The sequence below is a fragment of the Bacillus sp. MUM 116 genome (assembly GCF_001866655.1).
Taxonomy (GTDB): Bacteria; Bacillota; Bacilli; order Bacillales; family Cytobacillaceae; genus Neobacillus.
Genome location: NZ_MLYR01000108.1, coordinates 1 through 12,602, shown reverse-complemented (window position 1 = coordinate 12,602; position 12,602 = coordinate 1). Strand labels below are relative to the sequence as shown.

The window sequence follows — 12,602 nt, the reverse complement described above, 5'->3', positions numbered from 1 at the left end:
TTACGCTAGTTAGCGACCGCCTTCCGCTAGTTGCAGTCACTTTTACGCTAGTTAGATTTGCTTTCGCCAGTTGGAGTGCTCTTTACGCTAGTTAGCGTCCGCCTTCCGCTAGTTGCAGTCACTTTTACGCTAGTTAGATTTGCTTTCACCAGTTGGAGCGCTCTTTACGCTAGTTAGCGACCGCCTTCCGCTAGTTGCCGTCATTTTACGCTAGTTAGCGACCGCCTTCCGCTAGTTGCAGTCACTTTTACGCTAGTTAGCTTTGCTTTCACTAGCGGGGGTGCTCTTTAAGACAATAAGCCCCACCAACTCAGCAACAAACACCAACCACTATTCTAAAAACGTGTACCCATCCAACGAAAGTGCTATTATAAACATGAACAAAACAAAAAGGGAGTGCAAACGAGCGTGAAAAATGAAATCATTGAAAGATTTACTTCCTATGTAAAAGTTGAAACCCAGTCTGACGAAAGCAGCAACACTTGTCCATCTACACCAGGGCAGTGGACCTTGCTCCACATGCTCGAAGAAGAATTAAAGGCAATTGGCATGCAAGAAGTCAGCATCGATGAAAATGGCTATCTAATGGCAACGCTTCCATCCAACACTAACAAAGACGTACCAACCATCGGATTCCTGGCACATGTCGACACTGCAACAGACTTCACCGGCAAAAACGTCAAACCGCAAATCCATGAAAACTACGACGGCGGCGACATCACATTAAACGAGTCCTTAAAGATTGTTCTTTCACAAAAAGATTTCCCAAGCCTCTCAGAATACAAAGGCCATACCTTAATCACCACCGACGGTACCACTCTGCTTGGCGCGGATAACAAGGCTGGCGTGGCAGAAATCATGACCGCAATGGCATACTTAATCAAACATCCGGAAATCAAGCACGGTAAGGTCCGCGTCGCGTTCACCCCAGATGAAGAAATCGGCCGCGGCCCGCATAAATTTGACGTTGCCCGCTTCAACGCTACATACGCCTACACTGTCGACGGAGGTCCGCTTGGGGAGTTAGAATACGAAAGCTTTAACGCCGCTGCAGCCAAGATCACCATTAAAGGAAACAATATTCACCCGGGCTCCGCAAAAGGCAAAATGATTAATTCTGCCAAAATTGCGATGGAGCTCAACAGCAAGCTTCCGGCAGAAGAGGCACCTGAATACACAGAAGGGTACGAAGGCTTCTACCACTTGATTTCCATCAATGGGGATGTTGAACAAACTAAGCTATACTACATCATTCGCGACCATGACCGGGAAAAATTCAATGCCCGCAAAGCAACTATTACAAACCTAGTCAACGAGTTTAAAGCAAAATATGGCGACGACAATATCCTTCTTGAGCTGAATGATCAATACTACAACATGCGCGAGAAAATTGAGCCGGTTAAGCAAATTGTTGATATTGCCCAGGAAGTAATGGAGTCACTAGACATTAAGCCGTTGATTAAACCAATCCGTGGCGGTACAGATGGTTCACAGCTATCCTTCATGGGTCTGCCAACACCAAACATCTTTACCGGCGGCGAAAACTTCCACGGGAAATATGAATTTATTTCCGTTAATAACATGGAAAAAGCCGTAAATGTAATCGTTGGTATTGCCCAAAGCTTCGAGAAAAAAGCATAAAAAGCTAACCCCCCGGTTAGCTTTTTTTCATCCCAATAATGCCCGCATACAATCCCTTAAAGTTGCAACGGTCTCATCCCTCTGCACTTCCAGCTGCTCCCTCAGCCACTTTTTTTGTCCTGAATCCAAGTCACTCTGAATCAACAACAACATCCAAATTGAAAACAGAGCGGAGAACAAATAGTATTCCTTTAAAAAAGTATCAGCCTCTATTCCCGCATGCTCACAATACGTTTTCACCGCACATTCCCTAAACTGAGAAGATACTCGCCTTGGATATATGGGGTGCGACAAGTCCAGAAGATGATATAAATCCCAATAAGGGGTGTTCAAATGGGTATGCTCCCAATCCAAAACCATTACTTTCTCACCCACCATTGCCACGTTGCCAATATGAAGGTCGCCGTGCGATAATACGAGTTTTTTTGAAAAATTAACCCCATCCAGCAATGGGGAAATCTTCTCCAGCACAGCTTGTTTTTTCCCGGTAAGTTCCAAAATGATTTCCTCCATTTTCGGTTTGAGCCCCGTTAAAGGAAGCCCAACAAAACCGTCAACAGGAAGAGAATGCCACCCTGCCATCAGCCTAACGACCTCTAAAATCTTATCCTCCTGAAAATCATGATGAAGTGAACCAAGGTCCTCAAAAATCATCCAATTTTCATCCAACTCTTCAGCAACCGAGTAGCCCAGCAATTTGGGATAGATATCAGGAAGTTCGGGAAGAACCTGCTTATAAACCCAAACTTCCTTTCCTAACTGCCCATTATTTGTTAATGGCTTAAAAATATAACTTTCTGCTTCAGACAGATAAAAGCGCTCCACAAATTTCCCGTTCATACCTTGATATAGTGACTCGCTCTTATATATTTTTTCACTGTTTAATCTTCCATTCTGCAAGACTAGCTTTTTAAGATGGTCCATAGGTCCTCCGACTTGTTTTTATTACATTTTATTCAGCTGAATTCAAATCATTAAAAAAAGCCCAACAAAATGGTTGGACCGTTCCCGCTTTTAAAAAATAGCCACCGTTCTTTTCAACACCTCGAGCTCTTGGCGGAGTTTTCTATTTTCCCTTTGGACAGCCTCAAGCTCCGTTTCATCCTTCGAAGCGATAGGGAACAAAAGATTAATTTCATACCAAACCTTGCCGTCGATGGATTCCATTGTCTGACACTCCTTAACATTCGCTCTCGGATACCTTTTTTTAACCAATAAAACCTCATCCTGAGAAAGTCTTAATTCACGATAATTGATCCCGTCCGCAAATGATCTTGCTAAAAAATCCTCAAACTTTTCTTGATTCATCCTTTTCTCACCCTCCATTTTGAAAAAATTCAAATGGCCTATTCACGACATATCCTGAATCACATGAATTAAGAAAAGGAAGGAATATTGCATCGTCATTAGACTATTTAATTCCTAAGTATATTTAGCTTCATAATTATTATTATTTTTATTCTCCCTAAGTTATGTCAAGGAATACTTTTTAAAATCTTATAATACTAGAATACTTGACTCCTAAAATCTTAAGGTATACATTTTTTGTAAAACAATTCATTCATAAAAGGAGAATATGCCATGCATCAATGCCGAGAAGATGTCCTTGCCTTTACCAAGCAGCTCGTAAATATCGAGAGTATTGTCAATACTGCGGGGGAAAAAGCAATGGCCCATTCATTATATAAAATCATTTCAGAATTTTCTTATTACATAGAGAATACCTCCTTTGTAACTTTAGCGCAAACAATTGATGATATTCATGAAAGATACAATGTGTTGGCCTTTGTAAAAGGGACAAAAGGGACAAGCAATCGGACCGTTATTTTAATGGGCCATATCGATACAGTAGGAATCGATGATTTTAATCAATTAAAAGACCAAGCCTGTTTTCCTGAAGAACTGATGAAGGTGCTGAAACATGAAGAGCTGCCTGTTTCCGCTAAGGAACATCTGGATTCAGGCGACTGGCTATTTGGCCGCGGGGTGCTTGATATGAAAAGCGGCGTAGCAAGCAATCTATATCTATTAAAATACTATTCTGAGCATCCTGAGGAATTGGATGGAAATATTGTCTTTTTAGCAGAATGTGATGAAGAAGATAGCTCCCATGGTATTTTATCTGCTTTGAAGGTTTTAAAAAATTGGAAAAAAGAACATGGCTTTGATTATGTTGCAGCAATAAATTCTGATTTCGTTTCGCCGCGCTATGCCGGTGATGTAAACCGTTATATTTATAAAGGCACAGTAGGGAAGCTCCTGCCATCATTTTTTATTACAGGCGCAGAAACTCATGTTGGCTCCTGCTTTGAGGGATTAGACCCAAACTTTATTGCGGCAGAACTGACGAAACAAATTAATTATAACCCCGAGCTTTGTAACGAAGCATATGGGGAGACAACAGTGCCTCCTGTTTCTTTAAAGCAAACAGATCTGAAACCATCGTATACTGTACAAACAGCCTTATCCGCCTATGTTTACTATAACTTTTTTATCCATTCGTGGTCTCCGAAGGATGTCCTGGATAAATTAAAAGAACAAGCACTGATTGCCTTTGAGAGGGCTCTTACGTCATTTGATGAACGCTATAAACAATATAGTGCGGCAAGCGGCGAGCCGTATGTGGAGCTTCCATGGGCACCGCGCGTTTTTACCTATGAGGAAATGGAGCAATTGCTAACCAAGGAACACGGCAATGCGTTCGTTCTTCATATGAATCAATTTAAACAGGGATTGGTGCTAAATGAAGAACTTGATACGAGAATGTTTGCGGCAAGGGTAGTAGAAGAAGCCTGGAAATGGATGAAAGATAAAAATCCTGCCATCATTCTGTTCTATTCTTCTTTATACTCGCCAAGAATTGAATTGACCGGGAAAACAAGCCGCGAACAGGCTTTAATTGACGCCTTGGATGAGGCAGTGGAGGCGGTACAGCCAAGCTACCAGCACCCAATCGTTACAAGAAACTTTTTCCCTTATATTTCGGATATGAGCTTCGTTGCTTTAAGTGATGATGAAGAGGGGATTGATGCCGTTTCAAAAAATAATCCCGGCTGGGGAACGAAGCATTATGTAGAATATCAGGATATCCGCGATTTAAACGTTCCAGTCATCAATATTGGTCCATATGGGGTGGATGCTCATAAAAAGCTGGAACGGATGGAAATGACCTATTCATTAGAAGTGGTACCGAATTTAACCAACCTGGTCATCCGAAAACTTTTAGCATAAATAAGAAAACACCTAGCCTTTAATCCTAGGCTAGGTGTTTATTAATTGCTTTACCCTTGCGTAACCAATGCTTTTTTCAATGCATCTAATTCTTTTTTTAACCGCTCATTTTCCCTTTGAATGTCCTCAAACTTCGAGTCAGCATCACGAGAAGGCAAAAGGTTAACTTCATACCATGCTTTATCATCCTGGCTTTCCAATGCAGCGCTTTTTAAAATGCTGGCGTTTGGATATCTTTGGAGTAAATAATTTACTTCCTCAACCGATAAGCGTAACTCTCGATAACTTACCCCGTCTGAAAAAGACTCTGCCAAAAATGTTTCAAATCTTTCTAGGTCAGTTAGTGCCACCAGTAACTCGCCCCCCGCTATAAATCTTGCAAAATCTTTCTAAGAATATACAGCCGTACTTTTGCTTTTTTTGGACATTCCCCCGGAAAGGGCAATTGACTGCTCAACAAGAACCTCCATTGCATCCACGCAATATTTTGCCGCATCTTCGCTAATCTTCACACAAGAAAGCTCCGTACACGCAAGAATGACGCAACTGCAGCCTTCATCAAAGACCAGTTGATGAATGATTTCTTCCAGCTCCAATGGTTCAATCACTTTATCTGCTTTAATACTATAAATGATATCCATCGTTTGCTTTTGAATGGCTTCATTTGGAACATACATCTGCATCTTGTATTTGCCGCATTCCTTTTCATAAATACCGCTTGAGATCGTTCCCTTTGTCGCTAATAGACCAATTTTGGCGTTTTCACCGTACTTTTGATCAATCACTTTCAGCGTCTCATCGACCATATGAATAATTGGAATATCGGTCATTGCCTGCATTTGGTCGTAAAAGTAATGCGAAGTATTACAAGGAATCGCAATATGGGAAACGCCGGCAAACCCCAACAGTTTGAAGTCTTTTTTTACTGCCTCTAAGAATAACTCTTCACGGCCGTTTAAAATGGCTTCAGTTCGGTCCGGTAAGGTGGCATGATTCAGGATCATCATATCGATATGGTCTTGATCCCGATCAGCGACAGTATTTTCAACCACCCTATCGAAAAATACAGAGGTAGCCTTGGGACCCATTCCACCGATTACACCTAAACTTTTCATTCTACCACCTTCCATTTCTAAAAAAATATAACTCTATGAATGGCAAGCTCCAGCACCTAGGGGCTCGAGAGCACATGCATGAAGCTTAAACTGTCACCATCTCGTCTGCTTGTTTTGTGCTCTGAGAAGGAGCTTCAGTTTCTAATTCTACGAAAAACTTTTTATACCAAACTAAGAAAACATACGCTGTCCAAATATAACGGGCATAGTTGTGTCTATTATGGAAATGGTCGTCCAAAAATTTGACCAATTCATCGGTATTAAAGAACTGCTTGGCCATATCGGACTGGAACATTTCTTTGACTAAATTATAATACTTTTCTTCACGCAGCCAATAGCGGATTGGTACAGGAAAGCCAACCTTTGGACGGTTTGCCCATTCTTCCGGCAATACTTCCTTCGCTGCTGTCCGCAGTGCGTATTTCGTATTTTCTTGATTCACACGAAGCGGTGTCGGAATCGCTGAAGCCATCCCCATGACGACCTTATCTAAGAACGGAACACGTAGCTCAATGGAATGAGCACAGCTCATTTTATCGGCTTTTAAAAGAATATCTCCAGGAAGCCATAGCTTCAAGTCTAGATATTGCTTTTTCGTTACATCGTCTTTACCTTTTACTTTATCATAAACTTTTTTCGTAATGCTCTGAACGGATGGACCCTTCTTGTAGTCATCCTTCAATACTTTTAACGCATCATTTTCATCCCAAACCTTTGCCTCGCCAATGAACGTTTCTTCAACCGTTTGGCCGCCTTTAGCAAGGAAGGCCGTAATGCGGTTCTGCGGCAGCCCTTTTGCTACATTTGAAGCCGCGCGGCGAAGCGCAAACGGGAGTTTTTCGTATTTCTCCATTGCTGGAGTAGGGCGGTACCATTCATAGCCTCCGAAAATTTCATCGGCACCTTCTCCGGATAGCACAACCGTTACGTGCTTACTTGCAAGCTCCGCCAAGAAATATAACGGAACAGAAGAAGGATTTGATTGCGGTTCGTCCATATGATATTGGATCGTAGACAGCTTCTCAAAGCACACATCTGCATCAATAACCGATTTATGGTTTTCAATTCCAAGAATATCAGATAAATCCTTTGCCAAGTTGGTCTCATTAAAGATCCCTTCATGGTCTTTAAAACCGACAGAGAAAGTTTTATTCGGCTTTAAAAGGGAAGTGATGTAACTGGAATCAATCCCGCCGGATAAAAATGAGCCGACTTTCACGTCACTAATCTTATGGTACTTCACTGATTCTTCTACTGTGGTTTTTATTTTTTCCACATAATGCTCTAAGCTGTTTCCTTTTTCATCAAACTCAACATCCCAATAAGGCTTGACTTCAGCCTTACCGTCTTTATAGATCATGTAGTGCCCTGGCTTTAACTTGAATACTCCTTTAAAGAAGGTTTCATCAAGCACAGAATATTGGAAAGTAAGGTACGGCTTAAGGGCATCCTTGTTTAATTCTTTTTTAAAAGAAGGATGTTTTATAAATGCTTTAATTTCTGAACCAAAGATAAATGAGCCATCTGTTGTGTTCTGTGTATAATAAAGCGGCTTGATTCCAAAGAAATCGCGCGCAAGGAACATGGTTTGTTTTTTCTGATCCCAGATGGAGAAGGCAAACATCCCTCTCAATTTTTGTAATAAATCTACGCCGTACTCTTCATAGCCATGAAGAATGACTTCACTGTCTGTATTACTTCTGAATTTATGGCCTTTTGCCACGAGGTCTTTTCGAATTTCTTCAAAGTTATAGATTTCCCCGTTAAAAATCAGAATTACGCTGTTATCTTCATTGTACATTGGCTGACTTGCTTCGTCTGATAAGTCGATAATGGAAAGCCGTCTAAAACCAAAGGCCACACGGTCATCAGTGAACACACCGCCGCTGTCCGGTCCGCGGTGAATGATGGTGTCCATCATATTATTTACAGTCGTTACTTTATCCACTTTTGTGCTTGTATCGGCAAAGCCTACAAAACCACACATATTTAATTATCACCTTTCGTTATGTCTCGAATATTTATGGATTATCATTAAATGCAATATAGCAGTTTTTTATCCATCTCTATTAAAACACTAATAGTTTACGGTTTCTTAACGTTTCCTTTACAATTTCCGCTTCATTAAAAGGAATTTCTTTTTTGCCAACAATTTGTGCCGTTTCATGGCCTTTTCCGGCAATAAGAATGGTGTCTTCTTCGGTGCTGACATGAATCGCATATTGAATGGCTTCTAAGCGGTCCACAAACACCTTAAAGTCGCCATTCTCTTCTTCGACCCCTTCGACAATCTCATCGATAATAAAATTAGGGTCCAAATCTTTTGGATTATCGGAGGTAACAATCACTAGGTCAGCATATTTAGCCGCAACTTTACCCATTGCCCGCCGCTTCAATTTTCCAATTTTATCATCCGGTGCATATACACCAAATACGACAATTAATTTACCTTTTGTGTATGGTCTAAGTGAAGTGAGGGCCTTTTCCAGTCCATCCTCCGTATGAGCAAAATCGATCACGATTTTATAATCCTTGTCCTTAAAGACTACTTCCATCCGGCCTTTAATGCCTTCGAGATCACTGATTCCCTTTTGGATCACTTTAAGGTCAATATTGTGACAGTACGCACATGCGATTGCAGCTAAACTGTTGTACACATAAATATCCCCGGGAATGTTCACTCTTACTTCGATGTTTCCTTTCGGGGTATTAACGGTATAAAGAGTATAGTCAGCAAAATAACGGATTTCAGATGCATAGATATCAGAATCGGAATCCATTCCATAGGTAATTAAGGTAGTATCGTAATCCTTAATTTTATCGATGAGCCGCTTTCCGCATGGATCATCGTTATTGATGATATTGTAATCCTGCGTCATATCAAATAATAGGGCTTTTGCTTGGAAATAGTCTTCCATATTATGGTGCAGCTCTAAATGGTCGGGAGTGAGATTAGTAAAAATTCCGGTATTAAAATTGCAATAGGCCACCCTGTTTAAGCTTAGGGCATGGGAAGAGACCTCCATAATGCAATCATCGGTGCCGGCGTCAACCATATCGGTAAAGATTTTTTGCAGGTTTAATGATTCCGGTGTTGTATTTTGGTTCTTCATCAGCTTATTGTCAATGACCGTTCCAATTGTGCCAATGAGTCCCACAGATTTTTGGGCTTCTTCAAAAATCGATTTAAGAAAATAAGTAATCGAAGTTTTTCCATTTGTCCCAGTTATTCCGATCAAATTAAATTTTTCTGTTGGATTTTGATAAAAGTTTGCCGAGACACATGCTAAAGCTTTGCGGGAATCCGCCACCTTCAGGATGGTTACATAGTCTTCCACCCAGACATCCTTTTCCACAATGATGGTGGTCGCACCCATTTCAATGGCTTTTTCAATAAACCCGTGTCCATCGACTTTAAATCCTGAGATAGCCACAAAGAGACCATTTTCCACTACTTCCCTAGAATCATAAGCAATGGAGTTTACTTCCCTGTCTAAATCTCCTTTAATCGGTTCAAATTCAAGGTCTTTAACAACGTCCGTTAATAACATGTAATCAACTCCATTTTTATTCTAGTAAGTTTTAAGAAAAATACAAAACATGAACTGGACCAGATATGGTCCAGTTTATTTTAAAAATTTTTTCGTTACTTTACCGGCAATAATCCCCGCATAAGAAAGCCCCGGTTTTGGATCCTTCCAATCCCAGATGGCATAGGCATGTTTTTTAAATAATGATTTTACAACCTGCGGGACGGTCAACTGTCCAGTTTTAATATAATCTTTTACGGCAAGCATATCTTCATAGCCATACCAGAAAACCTGGCCGGTATTTTCTTTGATCGCCTTTGGCGGCAGTGGATTTCCTGTTAGCTCACGATAAGCAATATAAGGCATATTCAAGCCGATTTTATTAATCAGCGTATTAAAGTTCGTCGTCCGTGCATTGATTTCAATTAAATAAAACTTGCCTGTCTCGGCATCTTTTTTAAATTCAATTTCTGCGAAGCCCTTCCAGCCGATTTCCTCTAAAAATTTACTGCCAATGTCAAACAGTTCCGGGATATATTTTTGCCCAGTATAAACAGATGCACCGAAATTGATTGGGTACTGGCGGAACTTTTGGAAGGTCGCCCAGTGGGTTACCTTTGAATCCTGGTTTAAATAGGCATCAAAGGTGTGCATATGATCATCGAAGCCGGGAATAATTCTTTGTATAATCACTTCTAAACCGGCTTCCTCTGCTTTGGCCAAAGCCTCCTGTAATTCTTGACGATTATGGACCTTAAAAAGTTTCCTTCTAAATTTAGCCACAAACGTTGGAGAATCAGTCGGTTTTACGATACACGGGTATTTCAAGATGCTTTCGACTTTTTCAAAAAGATTCTCTTCATGAACCCGGATCGTTTCTGGTACATTCACACCTTTTTCCATGGCAATGCGATGCAGCACCTCTTTATTCATGGCCTTCGTATATAAACCTTGTTCTGTTTGCGGAATCAAGTAGTATTTTCTGATTTCATCCAAGTATTCATCGATGACTTCCAAATAAGAGTCATGACATGGCATTAACAGCGGTTTCTCCGCTTGCTTTTTTGCATAATCAATTAAAAACTGAATAAATTTTTCCGATTCATTTTTATAGTGAGGAGCAATCATCCGCTCAGATGTATATTTTGATTTTGCTCCGTACGTATTTTCCTCTGAATAATCTACTGCTACTGTATGGATTCCATGCACACCCAAGCAGCGGATGACACTTAATCCGATATAATAGTTACAACCCAAAATTACTGCCTTATTCTTCACTTCTCCATCTCCTCATTCCTTCGTCCCTAGTCCGCTCTCACATTCTACAATATTCGATTTATATCAACATTATCTGGAGGTAGATTACAAGATCCATTCCTACTTTAAAAAAACGCTCGAAAAATTTAGCATCTATATTATATGACGATACTCCATTATTATAAAGCAATTTAATCAAAATTGAATTGTAATTATTTAGGTAAAACTATTGACGCAAATATTTAGACCTATACTAGTCTCAGGCATCCTTATCTTCCCTGATATTCGGCCCAATGTATTTTTGCACGCACAAAGTCAATATATATGAGTTGTTTTTAGATTTATTACAAAATTGCAATTTAGACTTATCTGAAAATGCTTATGCACCATTAGGAGATATAGGGTAAAATGGAAGATATAGTATGGAAAGGGGAAGCAATTTGCGATGTTGAAAGCAAATATCTTAACATTTTTTCTCTTTTTTGCTTCACTGGTCACTGCTATAGGCTCAGGTTCGATTATGATTGAAAATAGTCTTTATATAAAAGCTTTCCTTTTATATTTGTTATTTTCCTGCCTCTATTATCGTCTCCGAATTACTAGCAAAAATGGCAGTACATCTGTTGACTATGGAATTTCCTATAGCTTATCAATTGGATTATTTACCGGTCCATTAGGTTTATTTATTTTTGAAACCTTTTATCGCACTATTGTCTTTTTTAATAAAAAAATCAACAAAACAGCTGACCCCAATGAATTCACTGATACGTTTTATAATATCGGTGCTTTTGCCTTGAATAGCTCGATTGCTTTTTATTTATATCATTACTTATATCCGAAATTTCAAGGAATCCCCTTTGGTTTTTGGATTTTGATGTTTTTACTTGTGACCGTTACCTCGATGTTGTCTGACCTTTATCTTATTTTAATGTTTTATTTCCTTGGAGATATAAAAACCCGTAAAGAAACGATTGATTTTATCAAAAGTAGAAGTGTGCTTGATATGGGAAAATTATCGTTCACAAACGGTCTGTTATTTCTTTTTCTTCAGGAACAAAAATGGGAAATGCTCGTCAGCCTTTTTATTCTGAATTACCTTGTCAGTCGTTCGTTTGTTTCAAAATCTCAGCATATTCAAAATAAAATAGAACGGGATAAGTTTGAGCAAATGGCCTATACTGACTTTTTGACCGGTGTATTTAACCGTGCCTACATGGACAAAAAAATGGAGGAATTAAACCAAACAGAGGAATATCTCGGTATCGTTGTAGCTGATATTGATAAGTTTAAACAAATTAATGATAATTTTAACCATGCTGTTGGTGACCAGGTCATCCAGCATTTTGCAACCACGTTAAAAAGCTATTTATTAATGGATGATTATTTGTTTCGGAGTGGGGGAGAAGAATTTACAATGTTTCTAAGGCACCGGCATTTTGAACAAACTGTTGCTTTAGTTGAAACCATTCTGCAGAGCCTTGAAAATAGTACTGTTACTGTCGAGTTTAAAGGCGAAGCCACCGCAATTCACTATACTTCCTCTTTTGGGCTTTACTTTTTCAAAGTAAATGAAACGGTATCAATGGAAAAAGGATATGTGTATGCCGATCAATTGCTGCTGCAGTCCAAACAGTTGGGCAGAAACCGCCTATCTTCCAGTAACGGAACTTTGAAAAAAGAAACACAACGAATCTAAAGACTCTGAACATTCCTTGTTTCCAGGGTCTTTTTTTCTTGATTTCACAGCACCCCCTATCATTCATCTATATTTTCGATTAATAGTCCCCAATATTTAGATTGATTAGATTAATTCTCTATTATAAAATAT

General features: G+C 39.7%; 10 protein-coding genes. 3 read left to right on the top strand and 7 right to left on the bottom strand.

What is annotated here, in order from left to right:
• The first annotated feature begins 408 nt into the window (after window positions 1-408).
• Window positions 409-1,641 carry a peptidase T gene (pepT, locus tag BIV60_RS23275; RefSeq protein ID WP_071358094.1) on the top strand — a complete coding sequence of 411 codons (1,233 nt, stop codon included), beginning with the start codon at window positions 409-411 and terminating at the stop codon, window positions 1,639-1,641.
• Window positions 1,642-1,668: 27 nt separating this feature from the next.
• Here the strand turns inward: pepT and BIV60_RS23270 are convergent, their stop codons facing one another.
• Window positions 1,669-2,565: a phosphotransferase family protein gene (locus BIV60_RS23270; protein WP_071358093.1), complete on the bottom strand. Its 897-nt coding sequence runs from the start codon at window positions 2,563-2,565 to the stop codon at window positions 1,669-1,671.
• Between the two features lie 90 nt (window positions 2,566-2,655).
• Window positions 2,656-2,949 (bottom strand): hypothetical protein, encoded by a 294-nt coding sequence (locus tag BIV60_RS23265; protein ID WP_071358092.1) that lies wholly within the window; start codon window positions 2,947-2,949, stop codon window positions 2,656-2,658.
• A 273-nt stretch (window positions 2,950-3,222) separates the two neighbouring features.
• Here BIV60_RS23265 and BIV60_RS23260 point away from each other — a divergent pair, with 273 nt between their 5' ends.
• Window positions 3,223-4,872 (top strand): M20/M25/M40 family metallo-hydrolase, encoded by a 1,650-nt coding sequence (locus BIV60_RS23260; RefSeq protein WP_071358091.1) that lies wholly within the window; start codon window positions 3,223-3,225, stop codon window positions 4,870-4,872.
• Window positions 4,873-4,922: 50 nt separating this feature from the next.
• Here BIV60_RS23260 and BIV60_RS23255 read toward each other — a convergent pair whose 3' ends face one another.
• From BIV60_RS23255 to BIV60_RS23235, 5 genes are all read right to left on the bottom strand, one after another.
• Window positions 4,923-5,222 carry a hypothetical protein gene (locus tag BIV60_RS23255; protein ID WP_071358090.1) on the bottom strand — a complete coding sequence of 100 codons (300 nt, stop codon included), beginning with the start codon at window positions 5,220-5,222 and terminating at the stop codon, window positions 4,923-4,925.
• A 39-nt stretch (window positions 5,223-5,261) separates the two neighbouring features.
• Window positions 5,262-5,987 carry a cysteate racemase gene (gene cuyB / locus BIV60_RS23250; RefSeq protein WP_071358089.1) on the bottom strand — a complete coding sequence of 242 codons (726 nt, stop codon included), beginning with the start codon at window positions 5,985-5,987 and terminating at the stop codon, window positions 5,262-5,264.
• A gap of 85 nt (window positions 5,988-6,072) precedes the next feature.
• Complete coding sequence (gene asnB, locus BIV60_RS23245) at window positions 6,073-7,974, bottom strand: asparagine synthase (glutamine-hydrolyzing) (protein WP_071358088.1); 1,902 nt, start codon at window positions 7,972-7,974, stop codon at window positions 6,073-6,075.
• Window positions 7,975-8,056: 82 nt separating this feature from the next.
• Window positions 8,057-9,538: a UDP-N-acetylmuramoyl-L-alanyl-D-glutamate--2,6-diaminopimelate ligase gene (locus tag BIV60_RS23240; protein ID WP_071358087.1), complete on the bottom strand. Its 1,482-nt coding sequence runs from the start codon at window positions 9,536-9,538 to the stop codon at window positions 8,057-8,059.
• Window positions 9,539-9,613: 75 nt separating this feature from the next.
• Window positions 9,614-10,795 (bottom strand): carboxylate--amine ligase, encoded by a 1,182-nt coding sequence (locus BIV60_RS23235; RefSeq protein ID WP_071358086.1) that lies wholly within the window; start codon window positions 10,793-10,795, stop codon window positions 9,614-9,616.
• 424 nt (window positions 10,796-11,219) lie between these two features.
• Between BIV60_RS23235 and BIV60_RS23230 the strand changes: the two genes are divergently transcribed.
• A complete protein-coding gene (locus tag BIV60_RS23230; protein ID WP_071358085.1) occupies window positions 11,220-12,470 on the top strand; it encodes a GGDEF domain-containing protein in 1,251 nt (416 codons plus the stop codon).
• Window positions 12,471-12,602: the final 132 nt, after the last annotated feature.